Consider the following 19,981-nt stretch of genomic DNA (forward strand, 5'->3'; position numbering starts at 1 on the left):
TTTGTGTTGGCAAGTTTGCTCGCGCGGATGCAAGTTTCCGGCGCAGGGGAATCTTTAATGCAAGAAACGCTCGCACTCGATGATTTCGATCACCGCCTTTTGGACCTTGTACGCCAGAACAACCTGACGCCTGCACGGGAACTGGCGGAGAAGGTGGGGTTGTCGGAATCGGCCGTGTCGCGACGCCTGCGTCGCTTGCGGGCCGAAAAGGTGATCGTTGCCGATGTTGCGGTGGTGGATCGCGGGCGGTTGGAAAAGGCGCTGACCATGCATGTGCTGGTCGAGATGGAGCGCGAAGGGACTGCCGTCATCGACGCCTTGATGCGCAAGCTGAAGTCACGGCCCGAGGTTCACGGTCTTTGGTACACAACCGGACATGTGGACTTCATTCTGTATGTCGTTGTGCCGGATATGGAGGCCTATGACACCTTTACTCGCGAGGCGCTGAGTGATGATGACAGGGTGCGCAACTTCACCACCTTGCTGACGATCCGCGAGGTGATGTCGTTTGATCCTTCACAGCGCGTTATCTCTCGCACGCGCTCGTGATGAGCGGTCACGTGCCAGTTTTTCTAAAAATATCTTGAGAAATCCTGTGACGCTCTGCCTTGTGGGCAGGCGTATACGCTCTATGTCTGATGCCAAGATTCAACGCCAAGGAGTTCGCCATGTCCAACACCTCTTATGATGCCAGCCGCCACAAGAAGTCCGGGCGGGGCAAGGTGTTCGACAGCATCGTCGATACGATTGGCGATACGCCTCTGGTGGCGCTGCCGAACCTGACCAAGGAATTGAAACCCAAGGCGCGAGTGCTGGCCAAGCTGGAGTTCTTCAATCCGATCGCCTCGGTCAAGGATCGCATCGGTGTGGCCATGGTCGAAGCTCTGGAGCAGGCGGGTAAAATCCAGCCCGGCGCGACCCTGATCGAGCCGACCAGCGGCAATACCGGTATCGCGCTGGCGTTTGTGGCGGCGTCCAAGGGTTACAACCTGATCCTGTGCATGCCCGAGAGCATGTCGATCGAGCGTCGCAAAATGCTGGCCCTGCTGGGGGCCAAGCTGGAACTGACGCCTGCCGAAAAGGGCATGAAGGGCGCGATTGCCCGCGCCGAGGAACTTCTGGCTGAAATCCCCGGCTCGATCTCTCCGGCACAGTTCGAAAACGACGCCAATCCGGCGATCCACGAGGTCACCACGGCCGAGGAAATCTGGAACGACACCGCCGGTTCGGTGGATGTGGTCATTGCCGGTGTTGGCACGGGCGGCACTATCACCGGCGTCGGCCATGCGCTGAAGGCCAAGAAACCAAGCGTGAAGATGGTGGCCGTCGAGCCGACCGCTTCGCCGGTTCTTTCGGGTGGTGCGCCTGGTCCGCACAAGATTCAGGGCATCGGTGCCGGTTTCGTGCCGCCCGTGATCGACACAGGCGTTATCGACAGCATCGAGCAGGTCGCCAACGAAGACGCGTTCGAAATGGCGCGCAAGGTTGCCCGTACCGAAGGCATTCCTGTCGGCATTTCTTCGGGTGCTGCACTGGTCGCCGCGTTCCGGCTCGCCGAGCAGGAAGAGTATGCGGGCAAGACCATTGTGGTCATCATTCCGAGTTTTGCAGAACGTTACCTTTCGACCGCACTGTTCGAAGGTCTGTAAAAACAAGGATATCTGCGACTTTACTGTCGCAGTTGACATCTGAGGTGCAGAAATATGCGGCGGGGCCATTTTCGGCCCCGCTTTGCACTTGTAGTTAACCCGCGGCTGCCAGAGTGGCCGTATGGGAAGTGCCGCAGTGTTCAAACCTGACTCCAAGCCAGCCGCCGATACAGACAGGGCGCGCTTGATGCTGCTTCGCCGCTTGGCGGACGTGGTCAGCTTGCCTGCGAGCCGTATCAATGCCTTTGAACGCTCGGTCGTCGCGGACCTGCTGGTGGACATGATGCGGCAGGCTTCGGTCGAGGAGCGTCGCCGGATTGCCGCGCGACTGGTGCCGCTGACCGACATCCCGAACAATATTCTGCGTCTGCTGCTGCGTGATGAAGTTGTGGTCGCGCGCGAACTGCTGCTGGAGTGCGCGTCTTTGAGTGATCATGACCTGATCACCTGCGCGCGCGATACCACCACCGAACACCGCAAGCTGATCGCCGGTCGTCGTGGACTTTCGCCGGCGGTTTGTGCGGCTCTGATAGAGCGCGGCGAGGTTGAGGTGATTGAGCTGGTGCTGAACAACCGCGAGGCGGTGGTGCCCACGACTTCGCTTGAAGAAGCTGTGGCTCTGTCGCGCCAATATCCGCAACTGTGCGGCGCATTGCTCAAGCGCCCGGAACTGCGCCCCTCCAGTGCCTATGTCATGTTCTGGTGGTGCAACCATGAAGAGCGCAGCGTCATCCTGCGCCGCTTTGCCGTATCGCGCGAAGTCCTGCAGGGCTCGGTGGTCGACATGTTCAGCGTGGCCGCCAAGGACGGTTGGTCCGATCCGGTTGTGCGCAAGGCGTTGCAATTCATCGAGCGTCGCCAGCGTAACCGCGAGGCCGCCAAGAAGTCGCCGTTCGAAGGCCTTGAGGGCATTATTGCCTCGGCGGCAGAAACAGGTTTGACGCCGGATCTGGTTGCCGAGATCGGCCATCTGGCGGGCGTGAAGCCTTTGACGGCGGCGAAGATCCTCAGCGACGAGGGTGGAGAGTCCATAGCGGTCCTTTGCAAGTCCACGGGCCTGACCAAGCGCTACTTGGCCCTCTTGTGGAAGGCGATGCGCCGTCCCGGTTCGGACGATTCTTCCGACCCTCGCTGGGAACGTGTTCAGATCGTCTATGACATGCTGGCTGTCGACAGGGCCCAGACCGTCGTGCGGTACTGGAACTGGTCGCTGACGTCCGCCCTGACGCCTCAACTCATCCGTGCAATTCGCGAGGGTGAGGACCACCTGATCGATCAGTTCTCTGCGGCAGAGCGCGCGGCCATGCTGGCGCTGTCGGACGATTTCAAAAATTGACGCGGCGTCAAAGTTCCGTTGAGATTAGTGGTACTTAACTCTTTATACCGTTACTTCAAACTGTAGCGCAGTTGGTGCGGCCCATTGTGCTTTGGCCCGCAGGAATTCGATTCAATCTCTGCGCGAAAGCTCAGTCGCCTTCTTTAAGTATCAGCATTCTTTATAAAAGACGCTTCGGCTCTAAGCTTCCAAAATACAGTTTGCGATCTGTTTTGGACATTAAAGCTTGCGCTCTATTTACGCTTTTAAAGAATACGGACTTGACAACATGCGACGTCTGACCACCATGCGTCCCCGCTAACAAAAGAAATATAGGGCCAGCCAAATGGCCCGAAATTGCAATCAATCTGGCGGGATTAAAATGGACGAAAAACCTGAACTGCTCGAAATGACAGCAGACATCGTGTCTGCGTACGTCAGCAACAACATGGTACCTGCAGAAGCCGTGCCGGCTCTGATCTCGCAGGTTCACGCCGCGCTGACGGGCATCACTGTTGCTCCGGTCGAAGAAGAACCGGAACCGCGTGAACCGGCAGTTCCGCTGCGCAAGTCCATTACGCCTGATTTCCTGATCTGCCTGGAAGACGGTCGCAAGTTCAAGTCGCTGAAGCGTCACCTGCGCACCAAGTACAACATGAGCCCGGAAGAATACCGCGCCAAGTGGGGTCTGGCTAAAGACTACCCGATGGTTGCTCCGAACTATGCCAAGGCTCGTTCCGATCTGGCCAAGCAAATGGGTCTGGGCCAAGGCGGCCGTAAGCCGGCCCGCGCCACCCGCGCCAAGAAGTAAGTCTGGACCTCAGGTCTATGGAAAAGGCCCGCATCGGGGGATGCGGGCCTTTTTTATTGTCCGTGTACAGTAGATCAGGCGGCGGTTTGCATCGCGGCGCGGCGTGTACGCCAGAAGCGCAAGGTGCGCTGGGCTGTATCGCGGTCAAGCGAGGTATACATGGCCGCATAACCGCGCGCCTTGCCCATGGCATTGCCGTCATTGTTCAGAAGGACCACGGCATAGGTCAGGAAGAGCGCCTTATCCAGATCGGCAGCGCGGCAAACCACAGCCAACGCATCCAGCTCTCGGCGCTCGACGATGTTGCGCGCGACGTGGAAGTCGATTTCGGCCAGTTGCGACAGTGCGATCAGGAAGCAGGAGCGGCTGCCCGAGCGCAGGAAGCGGGCCAAGGTCTGGGGTGTCAGTTGGCTGGCCGCGCGCAGTTCCTCGACATAGGCGAGGCTCTCCGCATAGTCGGGCGGCAGGGAGCCGTCATCGGTAGCGACACGGGTACGCCCCGCAGCCAGCGCTTCTTCCAGCGCGGCGGGATCAAGGCGGGCGTTTTCTTCGAGGATCTTCTCGCGCAGGCGCTCTTCGACCTCGAAATACATTTCGTTCAGTAGGTCGATGGGCAGGCTGGTGCGCGAAACCGTGACCTGATGAAGCTCGGGGTTGGCCTTGGCACGATCAACAGCCGTTTCGTTTGCCGAGCGCGACAGGCGGGCACCTTCGTTGGACAGAAGGGCGTGGAGGGTGACGTCGTCGCCGTGTTCGACGATGGCGTCGGAGACCGCTTCTGCCACGTGCTCGCGCTGGGTGACGGCGCGCATGTGCTCCTGGCTGTTGCGGGTCCGGATGACGTGGATCAGGTCATCGTCGGTGAGTACCGGCGATTGCGACAGCACCGGAGCGGCGACGGCGGCTTCGTCATTGGCCAGTTGGCGAATGAGCTGATGCGGCGCATCGGGCGCGGAAGCGAAGCGCTCGGCCAGTTGGGCGCGGACCTCGATCTCCATGGCACGGCTGATGTCGCTCAGGACAGCTCCGTACAGTTCCTGCTCGATAGGCGTGCGTTCGGGTGCGCCGAAGAAGTTGTCCGTCAACTCGCGCAGCAGGGTGCGGCGGGCACCGCTGTCGGTCTGCTTGGCCAGATTCATCAGTTCCGGCAGGCGGGACTGGATGGCGGTGTCGGAAGAAGCGGTTGTGGACATGGTTACGTCGGATCTTGGTAGTCGGCCACGGCGCGCAAGCGGCCGTTGGCATCGCGGATCATTTGTGGCGCTGCCGGGGGGGCGGCCAGATCGTCACTGGACGGGACGGTGGTCAGATCGACCGGAAGGGCATCAAGGTAGATCGGCGCTGGACGGGGCGGCGCATCGGGCGTGCGACCGGCCTGACGGTGGACAGAATAGTAACGCGACCCATCGGTATCCGAGCGCGGCTTCGCCTCACCGGCGACCGGTGCGGCTTCGCCGAGACGAAATATCGGGGCATCGGGGCGCGGCGCGTAGGGATCGGCGGGAGCCACCATGGCCGACGTGGGCGTAGCGGCGCGCGGATAGTTCCAGCCACCGTGCGGGATAACCACAGCCTCGTTGCCCGTGACAGCAGCATAGGCCGGCGCACCAAGCGCCGCCATTGTGGCTGTCAGAACAAGGGTCGAAACTGGGCGCAAGCAAGCGGCTCCGGTCAGGCGCGGCAATAAGTCTCTAACAGTGACGCTTGTGGCTTAATCTCGCACTAACGGAGCGATTATTTTAGGGCCGGAAGATAGCTCGGTGTGAAGGCTTCGCGCCAGTCCGGATCGGAGGCGTAGGCCCCGCGGCTTTGTTCGGCGAAGGTTTCCCAGCGTTGGGCCGTCATCGCGCCGAGACCGTAAAGGGCGGCATCTCCGCCATCGACGATGCTGTGGGTCTTGAGCAGTTCGCGGGCTGTATCCAGCGAGCCTTGCGGGGTCGCCGGATTGGCACGACGGATCAGGCCGTGGGCCGGGTCTGGCTCGCCGTTCAGATAGTTGCGCCAACCCTCTGCGGAGGCGGCGATGAAGTGCTTGAGCGCCTCGGTATTGTCGCGGGCAAAGGCGTTCGGTGCCAGCACAATACCGGAATAGGAGGCAAAGCCGTCGTCTGCGGGCAGATAGAGGCGCGTGGCCAGATCGGGCTTGGTCGCATCGACCAAGGCAGGCTCGCGCGTCAGAGAGCCGATCAGTAGGCTGCGCGGGTCTTCGAGGAATGGCTCCAGCGCCCCGCCTTCGGGACGGTGTATCTGGTTCTGGGCCAACTGGTATTTCGGTTGCAGCCAGGCCCAGAAGTCCGACCATTCGGGATCTTCGGTATAGAGCGGGCGCTCGCCCAGCGCCTTGAGGTCGCTGAGGGCCATGATGTCTCGTGGGGCCTCGCTGCCGTGGGCGATGAGGACGCGCAGGTCTTTTTGCAGGAAGGCGGCGACAGCCTTTACCGGCGCGCGGTCGGCAATCATGCGCAGGGCGGCGAAGCTGTCGCGGGCAAGGCCCAGCTCGGCCTGGCCTGCGGCGAGGCGCTGGGAGACGTCGGTGGCCGAGTTGCCGTGGAAAATCTGGACGTTCAGGCCGCGACGCGCATAGGAGCCGTCGGCGATGGCCTGATAGAAACCGGCGTGCTCGGCGCGGGCAGGGCCGGGCGCGGCAAGACGCAGGCGAACGCGACCCTGCTCGTCGACAGGTGCGTTCTGGCTGCATCCGGACAAGGTAAGACCTACCGTCGCCCCGGTGAGGCCGTAGATCAGTTCACGTCTGGAGGGCCGAGCAAGAGACATTATCGGCTGCAATAAGCATGGAGCCCGCGAATGGAAAGGGTTGGGCCCGTAATTGATGGTCGAAGTTTTGACCGGACAGATACTGGGAGAGAGGTGGATGGGGACCACCTCTCTCCTGAAGATCTGAAAATATCAGTGAAAACAATCGATCGATCAGGATTCGCCGGGGGACGCGTAGCGCGGGCTCGGTCTTTGAGCGTGACCTAGCTGCGGCACATAACCTGCAGAGAACAGCGGCGACGGGGGATACGGCCCTTCGCAGGCTCAACCTTACCGACAAAACATATCCACTGACGCAGACCTTAATGTGCCAAAGGCGTGCGGACCGAGGTGGCGGAACCCCGCATTTTCCGTGATCACGTCATTTGACATAACGTTGGTGTCTCAAATTACAGAGCTTGGCAAGGTGGCGCACCATTAAGCTTCACTGTATCGGTGGATAACTGTGATTTTCAGAGATGTGGGCCAGCGGGGAAGCGCGGGGATGCTGAGCGTATTGATGGTGCTATTGGCGGGCGGAGCGGGGGCTTCGCCAATTGCAGAGGCGGCCGTTCGCGGGACCGACCTGTGCGTGCAGATGCAGTCGGGCCAGCTGAACCTTCGCGGCGATGACCAAAGCCAGTCCAAAAACATGGTGCTGGCGTCCGAAGAAGGGCCGGGGGGCGTGTTTCTGGGACTGAGCCCCAATGGATGCGACGTGTTGATCGGCAGCGATGGCGAGGCGTCGCTCAAGGCGGTGCGGGACTGGGTGCAGGCCGAGGACGGGCTGGGCTGGCGGCAGGTGCCCAGTCTGGGGGCGCTGGGACAGGGCGAGCGCGGGGATGGCGCACACTATTTCGTCTCGAACGATTATTCTATGTCCTTGGCTATTGCCAAGTCGGTGAATGACATGGGGCGGGTGGTGGTTCTGCCCCCGATACCGGCACCGTTGCTGAAGCTTCGAGTGGATACCGCTACACACGCCAGCCAGCGTGATGCGGGGCGGGCGGTGCTGGATGCCGTTACCGATGTCTGTCCGCTGATGGGGGACGAGCTGGACGCCCTGACGCCGGAAAAGCGGGCTGTGCTGATGGCGCAGTTGCGGACCTTTTCGGGCGGAGCGGGCGAGGTGGCCCACGCCGATGAAGCGCGCGATACCGTGATTGCGCGAGCCGATACGTGGGGATGTCAGGTTGCCGTCCGTGCGCTGGCCAATACCCGTATTGCCAGTCTGGAAGACGAGGTGCCGCATCTGTTGGAAGAACACGGCTGGCGTCTGCAAGGTGAAGGGGACTGGCAAAGTGCCGAGGGGGCGAGCCTGCAAATCCATTCCGGTCCGGGGATAATGCTGGTGGAAGTCAAAACGGCGCGCTGAGAATAAAAATAGGGCGGCAGGATGATCCTGCCGCCCTTGAAGTTTGGTCCGATAGCTTGGGCGCCTAGGGCTTAAGCAATCGGGCGGCGACGCAGGTGGCGCTCGATGGCCACCAGCAGGAAGAAGAACATCACGACGAAGAAGCCGCCGATGATGAGGAAGGCCAGCTGCAGGCGCGGGCCGATGCCGTCGCGGAGCAGTTGGCGTTTTTCGGACTCTTCGACTGCGGTCGAGCGTTTGGCCGCTTCGTCGCCGAGCCAACTGCTGGCGAACACGGCATCGGCGCGTTCGAATGCGGCGGCCGGTGTCATGACCGAATCCGGGAAGACGGCTTCGCAACGGCGATCCTGTACGGTGCGCGTATAGCTGCAGTCATAGACGTAGTAGTAGCCGCAGACACGGGCTACGCGTTCGGTGCGCGGCGTGGTGGTGCAGCGCTGCTCGGACTTCGACGCGGACTTATAGGCCGTCAGCTTACTGACGACCGGCGCTGCGGTCATGATTTCCTGAACATGTTTGAGCGCCGCTTGCTGATAGGCAGCGTCGTCAACCATGCGGCGGATGGACTTGGCGTAGTCCGGAGCATCGTCAGCGTAGGCCTGTCGGTAGCTGTCGAGGTCATAGCCGAGCGCAGCCATCATATCATCGGACGAAATCAGTTGGTCGCTCGTATTGCGGTGCGCGTCGAAGGCCTTCTTGTAGATGCTGTAGTATTTGGGCCAGACGTCCTTGGCGAAGCGGTCGTGCTCGCTCTTCAGATAGTCGGTATCCTTGGCATCCGAGGCCTTGGGCTGGGTCGCTACTTCGCGCGCCAAGGCCGCCGTATCGACGGCAGTTGCCTCGGGCGCGACCTCCGTTTTGACGGCGAGACGCCACAGGGCGTCGCCTGCAAAATAGAGGGCACCCAGCAGACACAAGGTGGCGACCAATAGGCCGCCAATACGCAGAGCCTGAAGATAAGCGGTCTCGATACGTTCGAGCCGCTGCTCATTAAGCCACGGTTTCCGTTTCATTTTCCCCCCAAAAGAAACATCCGGCAAAGAGAATCGCCGGATGTCTAATTGTGGCGGAAAAGTGGTAAAGAAGCCTGAATGGTTAAGCTTAGGAGAGGGCTGACTTCTTCTCTTCGAGTTCGAGCCATTCCAGTTCGATAGCTTCGAGATCGGCGCGGGCCTTTTCGGCGGCCTTCATGGCCTTGTCGAAAGCGGCGGGGTTTTTGCTGTAGAGATCGGGGTCGGCGAGTATAGCGTCCTGCTTTTCGATCTCTGCGGGCAGGGTTTCCAGCAGCTTTTCGATCTCTTCGAGACGGCGAGAGTCTTTGTACGAAAGCTTGGCTTTCTTGGTGGGAGCGCGATCAGAAGGCTCCGCCTTCTCGACCCGACGCGCTCCTGCCGGCGCTGTTGCTACGGGTTTGGGCGGCTGGATGAAGCCCGGGTTCTGGCGCACGAAGTCCTGCCAGCCGCCGGGAGTTTCCACGATGTCGCCACGGCCGTTCATAGCGATGGTCGAGGTGGCCAGACGGTCTACGAAGTCGCGGTCGTGGCTGACCAGGATCAGGGTGCCGTCGTAGCCGTCGAGCAACTCTTGCAGCTTGTCCAGTGTGTCGATGTCGAGGTCGTTGGTCGGCTCGTCGAGCACCAGCAGGTTGGCGGATTTCGCCAGAGCGCGGGCCAGAAGGAGGCGGTTACGCTCGCCGCCCGACAGGGTGGAGATCGGCTGGCGCAGTTGGGCTTCGGAGAAGAGGAAGTCCTTGGCGTAGGCGGCGACGTGTTTGGGGAAGCCGCGCACGATGATGCTGTCACCGCCGCCCGGCGTCAGGGCGTCCCACAGGGTCATGTCGGACTTCAGGCCTTCGCGGGACTGGTCGAGGTAAAGCGGTTCGAGGTTGGCACCCATGCGGACGGTGCCCTCGTCGGGAGCCAATTCGCCCAGCAGCACCTTGACCAGAGTGGTCTTGCCCGCGCCGTTGGGGCCGACAATCGCCAGACGGTCGCCGCGGATGATGCGGGTGGTCAGGTTCTTGAAGATGGTGCGTTCGCCGAAGGACTTTGAAACGCCTTTCAGATCGGCCACCAGCTTGCCGGAGATGGCACCGGAATCCACGCCCATATAGAGGTCGCGCGGCACGTCCTTCATCTTCTCTGCGCGTTCGGCGCGAAGGGCGGCAAGGCTGCGCGCACGGCCTTCGTTGCGGGTGCGGCGGGCAGTGATGGAGCGGTAGAAGGTCTCGGTCTCGCGCTCGATGGTCTTGGTGAGCTTTTCGAGAGCGATGGCTTCTTCTTCCAGCACCTTGGCGGCCCAGTCGTCGAACTCGGCAAAGCCCTTGGACAGGGTACGGACCTTGCGGCCTTCAAGCCAGTGGACGGTGTTGGTGACGCGGTTCAGGAAGGCGCGGTCGTGGCTGACGACCAGAACAGCGAAGCGGGCCGCGATCAGCTCTTCTTCGAGCAGTTCGATGGCCAGAATGTCGAGGTGGTTGGTCGGCTCGTCGAGCAGCAGGACTTCCGGCTCTTCGGCGAAGGCCTTGGCCAGCGCCGCGCGGCGGATCTCGCCGCCGGAAAGGCCTTGGGTCGATTTCTCGGGGTTGAGGCCGAAGGTGGTCAGCCAGCTTTCGGCCGTCCACGTCTCGGCAGCGCCGGAGGAGGCATAGTCGAGCAGGGTCTCGCCGGTGATGACGGGTTCTTGCGGCACATAGGCAAAGCGGGTGCCGGCCTGCACGGCGCGGTCGCCGCTGTCGGCTTCGATATAGCCCATGACCACCTTCATGAGGGTGGACTTGCCGGCACCGTTGCGGCCCACAAGGGCGGCACGAGAGCGGGGCTCTACGGCAAGGTCGACGCCGGAAAACAGCGGGCGCTGTCCGTCCTGAAGGTGGATGTCTTTAAGTGCAACGAGGGGAGGTCTGGCAGCCATGGGGCCGCCTATAGCCGATGGGGCGTGCGGCGGCTATGGGGCGCTTGTTGACGCCGGATCATGGTTGCACGCAAGGCTTACCGATCAAGACCGCGCGTTATTTGGGGGCGTGTAGCATCCAGATCCTGGTGCGGGCGTTGCAGGTCTGGTGACTGCGCGGGTTAAAGTAGTGCGGGTTTGTAGGATTTTAGGGAGGGGCGCTATGTCTCCGATGACGTGGTTGACGCTGGGTGGGGCGATTGTGTGCGAGGTGATCGGCACCAGCCTGTTGCAGGCGTCGAACCAGTTCACCAAGCCCTTGCCGACTATTGGTATGGCGATATGTTATGGCGCGGCGTTCTATCTGCTGAGTTTGACGCTGAAGGCCATGCCGGTGGGGTTGGCCTATGCCATCTGGAGCGGGTTGGGGGTGGTGTTGATATCCGCGATTGGTCTGGTGGCGTTCAAGCAGCGTCTGGATCTGCCTGCTATCCTTGGGCTGGTGATGATTGTGGGCGGCGTGATCGTGATTAACCTGTTCTCCAAATCGGCCGTGCACTGACCTATGGTCAAGTCGGGGGCGACAGGGGGCGGATTAGGGCCTATAGGCCCCGCCATGTTGCCTTTCTGGAAAACCAAGTCTCTGTCCGAAATGTCTCCACAGGAATGGGAGAGCCTGTGTGACGGTTGCGGACTGTGCTGTCTGGTGCGGTTCGAGGACGAGAATACGGGAGATGTCGTGCCGACGCGCGTACACTGCCGTCTGTTCGATCCCATGAAATGCACCTGCACCGATTATCCGAACCGTAAGGAACAGGTGCCAGACTGTATCAAGCTGACCCCGAACAACATCGAGGCCCTGGGCTGGATGCCGAAGTCGTGCGGCTATCGCCGCGTGCACGAAGGACGTGATCTGGCCTGGTGGCACCCGCTGGTGTCGGGCGATCCGGAAACGGTCCATCAGGCAGGGGTGTCTGTGCGTCGGCAAACCGTCAGCGAGACTGCGCTGAAAGAGGCCGAGGACGCTTTGGACTTCGAGGCCGAAGAGTGGAACGAGGAACGGGGACTGCTCAGCCCCGAAGAGGCCGCGAGGCTGACAGACGAGGGCTAAACACTCTCGGGGGAGGGGGCGTCATGTTGAGAGCGTACGCAGAAGAGATCAGCGAACGAGTCCGGTTGACCGCGCACTGGCCGCCTGTGCAGGCGGAGCATTGGTTCAAGCAGTTGGAAGTCCTTGGCGAAATGCTGCTGGACGCCGAGCCGCGCGTCGTGGTGATGCCCACTGACGGGCAGATGCAAATCTGTCTGGCCATCAAGCGCACCATGCAGGTGCAAGAGGGCGTGATCCTGTCGGGCGCGGCGCTGGAGGGAAGTTCCTATCCGGTCTGGGCAAGTACGCCTATTTTCCGCGAAGGCAGCCTGCACGGGGCGATGGTATTTCTGGCACCGCCAGAGCGGCCCGAGCCCGATGTGCGCGAGCGGGAGCTGATCCTGCAATTGGCCCGCGTGGCTGCCGACCTGTCGGCGGGCGAACAGGCCGACCGCAAAGTGGCGCAGCGCGATGAGATGCTGACCATGATCGAGGAAATGTCCGGCGTGGGTTGGTGGAGTGTCGATAAGGCCGACAACCACCAGACCTGGTCCAAGCGGGTATTCGAAATTCACGGAATGGACCCTGCGGAGGGGCCTGTTCTGATCGAGGAAGGTTTCGACTTTTACGATGCCTCGGAGCTGAACCAGGTCAGCAAGGGGATCCAGCACGGCCTGCAGACGGGCGAAGGCTACACGCTGCGCATGCATTTGAGGCGCAAGGACAATGAGCGGCGGATCGTGGTCAGTCGTTCTGCGGCGGTGAAGAATGCCGCGGGCGAGTACGTCGGAATGTTCGGCGTTTTTCGCGACATTACCGACGAAGAAGCGCTGCTGGACAAGCTGAGGCGCAACGAGGCGCGTTACCGCCTGCTGGCCGAGAACCTCAGTGACGTGATCACCCGCGTGAAGATGGACGGCTCCAGCAAATACATCTCGCCCGCGATCAAGCAGTTGCTGGGTTGGACGCTGGAGGAGATGTCGGGCCAGTCGACCGACTATGTTTACGAGGAAGATCGCAAACACGTTCTGGCCGCGATCAAGCAGGCGGTGAAAACCGGCACTCCGACGCGTCTGGAGCACAGGGCGGTGCATCGCGATGGCCGCATTATGTGGGTGGAGTGCACCTTCAAGGCAGTCGGTGACGAGCAGGGCAAGGTGGATGACGTTGTCGTTGTGATCCGCGATGCAACCCAGCGCAAACAACTGGAGGCGGACGTCATCGAGGCCAAGGATCGGGCCGAGAAGGCGGCTGCGGCCAAGAGCGAGTTTCTGGCCAATATGAGCCATGAATTGCGCACTCCCCTGACCAGTGTGGTGGGGTATGCCGGTTTGTTGAAAGACTCTGCCGGTTTGACCCCCGAGCAGAAACTGTATGCCGCCCGGATCAGCGCCTCATCGGAAGCGCTGTTGTTGGTCATCAACGACATCCTTGATTATTCGAAGCTGGAAGCGGGCGCGGTCGAACTTGACAAGTCGCCTTTCTATCTGCGCGAGCACATCGCCCAGACCGTGGGGATCATTGCCAACCAGTGCGATGCCAAGGGACTGGAGCTGAGAACGGAGCTGGATGCCCGACTGCCGGAGGTGCTTTCGGGGGATGCCGGACGTTTGCGGCAGGTGACGCTGAACTTCCTGTCGAATGCGGTGAAGTTTACCAGCAGCGGTTCGGTCTCATTGAGGGCGTTCGGTACAGAGACGCCGGAGGGCCGGTATCGCGTCAGGGTCGAGGTGGCCGATACGGGGATCGGGCTTAGCCCCGAGAAGGCCGATCTGGTCTTCGGGCGCTTTACGCAGGCTGATGCGTCGACCACACGAACCTATGGCGGGACGGGGCTGGGCTTGGCCATTTCCCGGCATCTGATCGAACTGATGGGCGGGAACATCGGCTATGAAAGCGCGCCCGGCGAGGGGGCGACCTTCTGGTTTGAAGTGCCTCTGGACTTCGACTTTGCGCTGCCGGTTTCGGTTGCGGTTGAGACGACGCCGGCAATCGAGGTGCAGGGGCGCATTCTTCTGGTCGATGATGCAGCGGCGAACCGTGAACTGGTGACGATTATTCTGTCGTCGCTGGGGCTGGAGGTCGAGGCGGCAACCAACGGGGTCGAGGCGGTGACGGCTGTGCGTCGTGGCGGCTTTGATCTGGTGCTGATGGATGTGCACATGCCGGAGATGGATGGCTTGGCGGCAACGCGCGAAATCCGGCGCGGCGAGGGAGCCGGACGGAGGCTGCCGATCATTGCGTTGACGGCCAATGTTCAGTCGGAACAGATCGAGCGGTGTCTGGCGGCGGGGATGGACGATCACTTGTCCAAGCCGATTCAGGTCGGGGAACTGGCCGAGGCGATACGGCGCTGGCTGGCGCAGGACTAAGGCGGAAGGCCCTCGCAGATGCGGGGGCCTTTTTGTTTTGGTGCGCCCATTGGGCGGGGCCAATGGCTGTAAAAATAAGGGATTGGTGAAGGGAGGCGGGCGTTTTCGCGCCTGTGGACGCTGGTGCCCTATGGTTTGGGTATGGCGGGAAATGGGGCAGCGGAGATCGGAACTGTTCAGCAGTGGCTGGATCAGGTGTTCGGGCAGCTGCAGGCCATGGTCGATCAGGCGGTTGAGGTTCTGATTGAGGCTGGCCCGCCGAAGGATGTGGCGGAAGCGGAAAAGCGGGCGCGGGCGGTGGGTGTGGTGGCACGCACGGCCAAGGCGGTGGCGGCGCTGAAGACCAAGCCCACTAAGGTTTCGGGAGAGGCGGAGGATGATGTGGCTGGACAGGGTGAAGTGATTGATGAGGCCGAGGAACAGCGCCTGCGAGCTGAGCTCTTCGCTCGCGTCGATCGTCTTTTCGAGGTTGCCGAACAGAAGGGATATGGTCCGAAGCCTGATCGAACAGGTGGAGGCGGAGCGGCTGTCGCGGGTGTTGGGGACGACGCCGCCTGTGAGGCCCGAACAGGTTTGTAATCCGCCCGACGAAGGGTGGCGGACCTGGGTGCTTTTGGGCGGTCGGGGCTCTGGCAAGACGTTTGCTGGCGGGTTCTGGATGAACGAGTTGGCGCGCAAGGGGGCGATGAGTTTCGCTCTGGTCGGGCCAGCGTTTCATGATGTGCGCGAGGTGATGGTCGAGGGGCCGTCAGGACTGCGTGCGCTGGCGGGGCCGGATAATCGGCCGCGCTGGGAAGCCAGTCGGCGGCGGCTGGTTTGGCCTTCGGGGGCGGCGGCCTATGGGTTTTCGGCAGAGGACCCCGACAGTCTGCGCGGGCCTCAGTTTCATGCGGCGTGGGCGGACGAGTTCTGTGCGTGGCGCGAGCCGGAGAAGGTTCTCAGCAATCTGAGATTTGGGCTGCGGCTGGGGGATGACCCCAAGCTGGCGGTGACGACGACGCCTAGGCCGATTGCGGCCTTGCGGCGGTTGTTGGCCGAGAGCGGCGTGGTGACCAGCAGGCTGTCCACGCGGGATAACGAGGCCAATCTGGCTCCGGGTTTCTTGAGCCATCTGCGGGCGCTTTATGCGGGGACGCGGCTGGAAGCGCAGGAGATGGAGGGGCTGATCGTCGAGGCGGACGGCGCTCTGTTTCGTGCGGAGGATTTGGCGCGGGCGCGGGGGAATGTTCCGGTGCGGCTGGAGCGCGTGGTGGTGGCGGTGGACCCGCCCGTCACGGCGCATGGCGATGCCTGTGGGATTGTCGTGTGCGGACGGCGCGAGGGCAGAGCCTATGTGCTGGCTGATCGGTCGGTGCGGGGCTTGTCGCCTGTGGGCTGGGCCAAGGCGGCGGTGAAGGCGGCCGAGGATTTTGATGCCCAGTTGGTGCTGGCCGAGGCCAATCAGGGGGGCGAGATGGTGCGGACCCTGATTGCGCAGGTGGACGGCGAGGTGCCGATCAAACTGGTGCATGCGACGCGGTCCAAGAAGGCGCGGGCGGAGCCTGTGGCGGCTTTGTACGAACAGGGACGGGTCGTTCACTGCGGGGCGTTTCCGGCGCTGGAAGAAGAGCTGATGGCGATGGGGAGCGAGCATCAGGGGCACAGTCCGGATCGGGCGGATGCCTTGGTGTGGGCGGTGACGGATTTGCTGTTGGCGGGAAGAACACAGCCGAGGTTGCGGGCTTTGTGAGACGCGCAGGCCGCGTCGGGTCGAGAAGGCGGAGCCTTCTGACCGCGGCCAACCAAGAAAGATACCCCCTCCGTCATGGCGGTGCCATGACACCTCCCCCGCAGGGTAGGGGAGGAGAAAACATCAGGCCGTGTCGGGTCGAGAAGGCGGAGCCTTCTGAGCGCGGCCCACTCAAAATGGAGAGCATGAAATGGGTTGGTGGCAGGGACTGGGCCGCAATGGCGGAGCTGTGCGTGAGGAGAAGGCGAGCAGGGCGGGGGCTCTGATTGCGCTGTCGGGTGTGGGACGGGCGCAGTGGACTCCGCGCGATTACGGGCATCTGGCGCGTGAGGGGTTCGGGAAGAATCCGGTGGCCTATCGCTGTGTACGGCTGATTGCCGAGGCGGCGGCGTCTTGTCCGATGAAGGTGATGGTCGGGGGCGTGAGGGATGATGCGCATCCGCTGGCCAGGCTGATGGACAACCCCAATCCGGAGCAGTCGGGGGCGGAGTTGCTGGAGGGGCTTTATGCGTCGTTGCAGACTGCGGGTAATGGTTATCTGGAGGCGACCGGGGATGCCGATGGCGATGGGGCTCCGGACCAGATCTGGGGCTTGAGGCCGGATCGGGTGAAGGTGGTGCCGGGGGGCGATGGCTGGCCGGTGGCGTGGGAATATGGGGTGGGCGCAAAGAGCGTTCGGATCGGGCGACACGGCGATGGCTGGTCGCCCGTTTTGCATCTGAAGCTCTATCACCCGACGGATGACCACTATGGCTTCTCGCCACTGGAGGCGGCGGCGTTTGCCATTGATGTGCACAATGCCTCGGGGGCTTGGAACAAGGCGCTGCTGGACAATGCGGCGAGGCCGTCCGGGGCGCTGGTCTATGGCAGCCGTGATGGCGAGCGGCTGACGGGCGAGCAGTTCGAGGCGCTGAAGGCAGAACTGACGGAGGCGCATGCAGGGGCGCGGAATGCGGGCCGTCCGCTGCTGCTGGAAGGCGGGCTGGACTGGAAGCCTATGAGTATGAGCCCTGCCGAGATGGATTTTGTCGGCGGAAAGAATGCGGCAGCGCGGGAGATTGCGCTGGCGTTCGGGGTGCCGCCGCAGCTGCTGGGTGTGCCGGGGGATAGCACCTATGCCAACTATCGCGAGGCGAATGCGGCGTTCTGGCGCGGGACGGTGGTGCCGCTGGTGCGGAAGGCGGCGGGGGCGATGACGGGTTGGCTGGGCGGTCGATTTGCGGACTGCCGGATCGAGGCGGATCTGGATGCTGTGCCGGCGCTTCAGGTGGAGCGCGATGCGCTGTGGGCGCGGGTGGATGCGGCAAGTTTCCTGACGGTGGAAGAGAAGCGGAAGCTGGCGGGGGTGACCTCATGACAGTGATCAAGAAGATACCGGTCGCGCTGCTGGTCGCTTTGGTGGTGCAGACGATTGGCGGGTTGGTGTGGGCTGGCGGGGCGGCCGCGCGGATCGGGGCGCTGGAGGTGAAGGTGGCCGAGCAGGCGCTGGTGGCGGAGCGGCTGGCGCGGCTGGAGGCGCAAGGGGAGGCGATGCGGGCCTCGCTGGAGCGGATTGAACGTCAGCTGGAGGGGCGCAAGTGAGGATCGAGGGCTATGCGTCGCTTTGGGGCGTGGCGGACCTGAACGGCGATGTGGTGCATCGCGGGGCCTTTGCCGAGAGCTTGGCGCGGACCGGAGCCGAGGGGGTGCGGATGCTGTGGCAGCATGACGGGCGCGCCGTGATCGGGCGCTGGGAGCGGATGACCGAGGACGAGCGGGGCCTGTTCGTCGAGGGCTTTATCGGTGACTGGTCGGCGGAGGCTCGAATGGCCAAGGCCGTGTGTAAGGCAGGCGCGGTGGATGGCTTGTCGATCGGCTTTCGCACGGCGCGGGCACGTAAGAGCGGACGGTTGCGGGTGCTGAGTGGGGTCGGGTTGTGGGAGGTGTCAGCGGTGACGTTTCCCGCCTGTCCGGGCGCAAGGCTCAAGGTTGTGAACGCGGTAGCGGCGGCTTAGGTTATCGTTGCTACTTGAAAGGGCAGGCTAATGCGGGCGAATCCTTGGGTTGTAATGGTGGCGAGCGGGTTGGCGCTGATGGCTTGTAAGCCTGAAAGGGAGGCGCGTGGGCCGCGAGCCACGAACGTCGAGGGTGCTGCGCCCAATACCCGCTGGACCCTGTGGGATGGTCGGGCACCAAGCCTTATGTATTTCGACGCGGGCCTGTCGGTGATGTCGTTTGGATGTGCGGGCACCGGTTTCGTAGCCTCTGTGAATGGGTTCGAGGCGGCGCAGGCGTGGCCTCAGCCGGAACTGTCATTCCGGTTTGGCGATGAAGTGGTCACGGGCTTGCCGGATGCGGCGGTTCAGGAGCGCGGTGTAAGCCTGTCGATCCGTAAGTCTGTGAGCGACAGACTGCTGATGGCTATGGATACCGCGTCCGAGGTCAAGGTTAGCTTCAATGGACAGGAGCGCGAGGTTGCCCTGCCCGAACGCACGGTCGACGCATTTTTGGGGCTTTGCAGGACGATGACGGCACCGGCAATGCGTTGACGCTCAGGCGGTGAGAAGGGCGCGGAAGGAATCGCTGAGCGGCGTGGATTTGCCGTTGATAGCGCGCACATAGGTCAGAGTGATCTCGGTGAGTTCTGTGTCTTCGCGCGAGATGCGAATGGTGAGTTGCAAGCTGGAGTTGCCGATGCGGGTGGGGGTGACGTGACAGGTGATCAGGTCGTCCGGCTTGGCAGGTGATTTGAAAGCCAGATGGGCGTCAACGACGTAGAGCTGGAGGAAGTCTTCGACGGTGGAGGTACTAGCACCCAACTGGCGGAAGTAGTCGGTGCCTGCGACGTCGGCGTAGATCAGATAGTTGGCGTTGAAGACGACGCCTTGGGGGTCTGCCTCGTTCCAGCGGACGCGGATGGGCGTGGAGAAGGTCATAGGATTTGCATTGGCCGTTTGGGAAGGGGCGCGAGGTGGCTATCGGGTAGCGACCGGGTTGCGAGGTGTGCCTGATGCGGAGGTGTGGCGCGGCAAAACGGCCAGCGCGCGACCGGCATATGGTGGAACAGACACGACTACCCCCTCAGGTATGAACTGGGGGGACTATGGAACGGTGGTCTGCGTTTGTCGCGAGGAAATGCGCGGTTGAGATCAGCGGCGGGCGGGGGCAGCTCCGGCGTCGGTGATCGAAGCGCCTTGGACGGACCAGAGCTTGCCGCCCGCAACCGCGTAGATTGGAATGCGCGCGTAAAGGGACAGGAAGACATGCACCTCGAGCGGTTGGGGGGCGACCACGATTGAAGTGGTCAGCGCGACGGAGTTCGCCGGTTTCTCCAGATTTAGGCACGAGGTGGAGAGTTGTTCGCGCTTTAAGACAGTCTTGCCGTCTGCACTGATGTGGAAGCGATAGTGTCCGCCCATAGGAACGACGGTCGACTCGGTGGTGGAGGCGAGCAGCCAGACCAGCCAGCCGTCGCTGTCAGGATCATCGAGCATAACGGCATTGTAGCGGGCGGCGCAGCGTAGATCAGAGGTGGTGAGGTTGGTTCCTGCGGTCAGGCGGGCGTTGAACTGGGCCCGTTGTTCCGGCGGGAGTGTGGGGTCGCTTGCAGCGGTGACGCGACCAGCGCGGCCATCCGCATCGACGGAGATGTCGAAGGCGGCGCTCGGGTTCGAGGTGTCGCCGGTGAGGAACCGGACCAGATGGCCCTGGTTCTTGGGAATGACGATCCAGCCGATCAAGCCCTGAGGTGGGGTGCCATTTGAGCTGGCCAAAAGTGCGTCGGTGGCGCGGGCGGCGGCGCGATCCTGAAGGTAGATGGCTGAGCCGAGAGCGCCCGTCTTTTGTAGGGACCAGGCTTCGACCTGAGTCACCGGCGTTTGGGCTTGGGCGAGCGGGGCAACGAGGGCCGCGACCAGGCCGAGGAGGGGGAGATAGGGCTTACAACGCATGACACGCTCACCAGTGGCTGTGGAGGAAAGATCTCGCACGCCGACGGTACATGCGGTGGTGTGGG

Annotated in this window: 21 protein-coding genes; 14 read left to right on the plus strand and 7 right to left on the minus strand. The window is 62.4% G+C overall.

The window, feature by feature from the left end; all coding sequences use genetic code 11:
* Positions 1–57: 57 nt before the first annotated feature.
* The 4 genes from LOX95_RS06825 (at position 58) to LOX95_RS06840 (ending at position 3,775) form a co-directional block, all read left to right on the plus strand.
* Positions 58–549 carry an Lrp/AsnC family transcriptional regulator gene (locus tag LOX95_RS06825; protein WP_242913725.1) on the plus strand — a complete coding sequence of 164 codons (492 nt, stop codon included), beginning with the start codon at positions 58–60 and terminating at the stop codon, positions 547–549.
* Positions 550–668: 119 nt separating this feature from the next.
* Positions 669–1,649, plus strand: a complete 981-nt coding sequence (cysK, locus tag LOX95_RS06830; protein ID WP_242913726.1) for a cysteine synthase A — start codon at positions 669–671, stop codon at positions 1,647–1,649.
* 121 nt (positions 1,650–1,770) lie between these two features.
* Positions 1,771–2,985: a DUF2336 domain-containing protein gene (locus LOX95_RS06835; RefSeq protein ID WP_242913727.1), complete on the plus strand. Its 1,215-nt coding sequence runs from the start codon at positions 1,771–1,773 to the stop codon at positions 2,983–2,985.
* Positions 2,986–3,346: 361 nt separating this feature from the next.
* Complete coding sequence (locus tag LOX95_RS06840) at positions 3,347–3,775, plus strand: Ros/MucR family transcriptional regulator (protein WP_242913728.1); 429 nt, start codon at positions 3,347–3,349, stop codon at positions 3,773–3,775.
* A 74-nt stretch (positions 3,776–3,849) separates the two neighbouring features.
* On the opposite strand, the gene LOX95_RS06845 is transcribed toward LOX95_RS06840, so the two are convergent.
* The 3 genes from LOX95_RS06845 to LOX95_RS06855 all read right to left on the minus strand — a co-directional run bounded on the left by LOX95_RS06845 (position 3,850) and on the right by LOX95_RS06855 (position 6,550).
* On the minus strand, positions 3,850–4,968 hold the full coding sequence (locus LOX95_RS06845) for a DUF2336 domain-containing protein (RefSeq protein ID WP_242913729.1): 1,119 nt from the start codon (positions 4,966–4,968) through the stop codon (positions 3,850–3,852).
* Between the two features lie 2 nt (positions 4,969–4,970).
* Positions 4,971–5,396 carry a hypothetical protein gene (locus tag LOX95_RS06850; RefSeq protein ID WP_242913730.1) on the minus strand — a complete coding sequence of 142 codons (426 nt, stop codon included), beginning with the start codon at positions 5,394–5,396 and terminating at the stop codon, positions 4,971–4,973.
* A gap of 113 nt (positions 5,397–5,509) precedes the next feature.
* Entirely contained in the window at positions 5,510–6,550 is a 1,041-nt protein-coding gene (locus LOX95_RS06855; protein ID WP_242913731.1) for an ABC transporter substrate-binding protein, read from the minus strand.
* A 484-nt stretch (positions 6,551–7,034) separates the two neighbouring features.
* Between LOX95_RS06855 and LOX95_RS06860 the strand changes: the two genes are divergently transcribed.
* Positions 7,035–7,904 carry a hypothetical protein gene (locus tag LOX95_RS06860; RefSeq protein ID WP_242913732.1) on the plus strand — a complete coding sequence of 290 codons (870 nt, stop codon included), beginning with the start codon at positions 7,035–7,037 and terminating at the stop codon, positions 7,902–7,904.
* A gap of 71 nt (positions 7,905–7,975) precedes the next feature.
* On the opposite strand, the gene LOX95_RS06865 is transcribed toward LOX95_RS06860, so the two are convergent.
* Both LOX95_RS06865 and LOX95_RS06870 read right to left on the minus strand, forming a co-directional pair.
* A complete protein-coding gene (locus LOX95_RS06865; protein ID WP_242913733.1) occupies positions 7,976–8,917 on the minus strand; it encodes a hypothetical protein in 942 nt (313 codons plus the stop codon).
* 88 nt (positions 8,918–9,005) lie between these two features.
* On the minus strand, positions 9,006–10,817 hold the full coding sequence (locus LOX95_RS06870; RefSeq protein ID WP_242913734.1) for an ABC-F family ATP-binding cassette domain-containing protein: 1,812 nt from the start codon (positions 10,815–10,817) through the stop codon (positions 9,006–9,008).
* Between the two features lie 211 nt (positions 10,818–11,028).
* Between LOX95_RS06870 and LOX95_RS06875 the strand changes: the two genes are divergently transcribed.
* The 9 genes from LOX95_RS06875 (at position 11,029) to LOX95_RS06915 (ending at position 18,515) form a co-directional block, all read left to right on the plus strand.
* Complete coding sequence (locus tag LOX95_RS06875) at positions 11,029–11,358, plus strand: SMR family transporter (RefSeq protein ID WP_427846575.1); 330 nt, start codon at positions 11,029–11,031, stop codon at positions 11,356–11,358.
* 54 nt (positions 11,359–11,412) lie between these two features.
* A complete protein-coding gene (locus LOX95_RS06880) occupies positions 11,413–11,907 on the plus strand; it encodes a YcgN family cysteine cluster protein (RefSeq protein ID WP_242913736.1) in 495 nt (164 codons plus the stop codon).
* Positions 11,908–11,972: 65 nt separating this feature from the next.
* Positions 11,973–14,258: a hybrid sensor histidine kinase/response regulator gene (locus LOX95_RS06885; RefSeq protein ID WP_242913737.1), complete on the plus strand. Its 2,286-nt coding sequence runs from the start codon at positions 11,973–11,975 to the stop codon at positions 14,256–14,258.
* Between the two features lie 141 nt (positions 14,259–14,399).
* Complete coding sequence (locus tag LOX95_RS06890; protein WP_242913738.1) at positions 14,400–14,837, plus strand: hypothetical protein; 438 nt, start codon at positions 14,400–14,402, stop codon at positions 14,835–14,837.
* Positions 14,746–15,987 (plus strand): DNA-packaging protein, encoded by a 1,242-nt coding sequence (locus LOX95_RS06895; RefSeq protein ID WP_242913739.1) that lies wholly within the window; start codon positions 14,746–14,748, stop codon positions 15,985–15,987. The genes LOX95_RS06890 and LOX95_RS06895 overlap by 92 nt, the downstream gene beginning before the upstream one ends.
* Positions 15,988–16,177: 190 nt before the next feature.
* Positions 16,178–17,344: a phage portal protein gene (locus LOX95_RS06900; RefSeq protein WP_242913740.1), complete on the plus strand. Its 1,167-nt coding sequence runs from the start codon at positions 16,178–16,180 to the stop codon at positions 17,342–17,344.
* Complete coding sequence (locus tag LOX95_RS06905; protein WP_242913741.1) at positions 17,341–17,568, plus strand: hypothetical protein; 228 nt, start codon at positions 17,341–17,343, stop codon at positions 17,566–17,568. Before LOX95_RS06900 ends, LOX95_RS06905 begins: the two co-directional genes overlap by 4 nt.
* On the plus strand, positions 17,565–17,981 hold the full coding sequence (locus tag LOX95_RS06910) for an HK97 family phage prohead protease (protein ID WP_242913742.1): 417 nt from the start codon (positions 17,565–17,567) through the stop codon (positions 17,979–17,981). The genes LOX95_RS06905 and LOX95_RS06910 overlap by 4 nt, the downstream gene beginning before the upstream one ends.
* A gap of 78 nt (positions 17,982–18,059) precedes the next feature.
* Positions 18,060–18,515, plus strand: coding sequence for a hypothetical protein (locus LOX95_RS06915; protein ID WP_242913743.1), 456 nt, complete (start codon positions 18,060–18,062; stop codon positions 18,513–18,515).
* Positions 18,516–18,518: 3 nt separating this feature from the next.
* Here LOX95_RS06915 and LOX95_RS06920 read toward each other — a convergent pair whose 3' ends face one another.
* Together LOX95_RS06920 and LOX95_RS06925 are read right to left on the minus strand one after the other, a co-directional pair.
* A complete protein-coding gene (locus LOX95_RS06920) occupies positions 18,519–18,902 on the minus strand; it encodes an acyl-CoA thioesterase (protein WP_242913744.1) in 384 nt (127 codons plus the stop codon).
* Positions 18,903–19,115: 213 nt separating this feature from the next.
* The gene (locus tag LOX95_RS06925; RefSeq protein WP_242913745.1) at positions 19,116–19,916 is read right to left on the minus strand and encodes a hypothetical protein; all 801 of its coding nucleotides are present in this window, start codon (positions 19,914–19,916) and stop codon (positions 19,116–19,118) included.
* Positions 19,917–19,981 lie beyond the last annotated feature (65 nt).

Source organism: Brevundimonas pishanensis, assembly GCF_022750635.1.
Lineage (GTDB): Bacteria > Pseudomonadota > Alphaproteobacteria > Caulobacterales > Caulobacteraceae > Brevundimonas > Brevundimonas pishanensis.

Excerpts from the sequence above, each read along its gene's own strand:
- LOX95_RS06825 (WP_242913725.1), top strand. The coding sequence starts at position 58 with ATGCAAGAAACGCTCGCACTCGATGATTTCGATCACCGCCTTTTGGAC.
- cysK (WP_242913726.1), top strand. The coding sequence starts at position 669 with ATGTCCAACACCTCTTATGATGCCAGCCGCCACAAGAAGTCCGGGCGG.
- LOX95_RS06835 (WP_242913727.1), top strand. The coding sequence starts at position 1,771 with ATGGGAAGTGCCGCAGTGTTCAAACCTGACTCCAAGCCAGCCGCCGAT.
- LOX95_RS06840 (WP_242913728.1), top strand. The coding sequence starts at position 3,347 with ATGGACGAAAAACCTGAACTGCTCGAAATGACAGCAGACATCGTGTCT.
- LOX95_RS06845 (WP_242913729.1), bottom strand. The coding sequence starts at position 4,968 with ATGTCCACAACCGCTTCTTCCGACACCGCCATCCAGTCCCGCCTGCCG.
- LOX95_RS06850 (WP_242913730.1), bottom strand. The coding sequence starts at position 5,396 with ATGGCGGCGCTTGGTGCGCCGGCCTATGCTGCTGTCACGGGCAACGAG.
- LOX95_RS06855 (WP_242913731.1), bottom strand. The coding sequence starts at position 6,550 with ATGTCTCTTGCTCGGCCCTCCAGACGTGAACTGATCTACGGCCTCACC.
- LOX95_RS06860 (WP_242913732.1), top strand. The coding sequence starts at position 7,035 with ATGCTGAGCGTATTGATGGTGCTATTGGCGGGCGGAGCGGGGGCTTCG.
- LOX95_RS06865 (WP_242913733.1), bottom strand. The coding sequence starts at position 8,917 with ATGAAACGGAAACCGTGGCTTAATGAGCAGCGGCTCGAACGTATCGAG.
- LOX95_RS06870 (WP_242913734.1), bottom strand. The coding sequence starts at position 10,817 with ATGGCTGCCAGACCTCCCCTCGTTGCACTTAAAGACATCCACCTTCAG.
- LOX95_RS06875 (WP_427846575.1), top strand. The coding sequence starts at position 11,029 with ATGACGTGGTTGACGCTGGGTGGGGCGATTGTGTGCGAGGTGATCGGC.
- LOX95_RS06880 (WP_242913736.1), top strand. The coding sequence starts at position 11,413 with ATGTTGCCTTTCTGGAAAACCAAGTCTCTGTCCGAAATGTCTCCACAG.
- LOX95_RS06890 (WP_242913738.1), top strand. The coding sequence starts at position 14,400 with ATGGCGGGAAATGGGGCAGCGGAGATCGGAACTGTTCAGCAGTGGCTG.
- LOX95_RS06895 (WP_242913739.1), top strand. The coding sequence starts at position 14,746 with ATGGTCCGAAGCCTGATCGAACAGGTGGAGGCGGAGCGGCTGTCGCGG.
- LOX95_RS06900 (WP_242913740.1), top strand. The coding sequence starts at position 16,178 with ATGGGTTGGTGGCAGGGACTGGGCCGCAATGGCGGAGCTGTGCGTGAG.
- LOX95_RS06905 (WP_242913741.1), top strand. The coding sequence starts at position 17,341 with ATGACAGTGATCAAGAAGATACCGGTCGCGCTGCTGGTCGCTTTGGTG.
- LOX95_RS06915 (WP_242913743.1), top strand. The coding sequence starts at position 18,060 with ATGGCTTGTAAGCCTGAAAGGGAGGCGCGTGGGCCGCGAGCCACGAAC.
- LOX95_RS06920 (WP_242913744.1), bottom strand. The coding sequence starts at position 18,902 with ATGACCTTCTCCACGCCCATCCGCGTCCGCTGGAACGAGGCAGACCCC.
- LOX95_RS06925 (WP_242913745.1), bottom strand. The coding sequence starts at position 19,916 with ATGCGTTGTAAGCCCTATCTCCCCCTCCTCGGCCTGGTCGCGGCCCTC.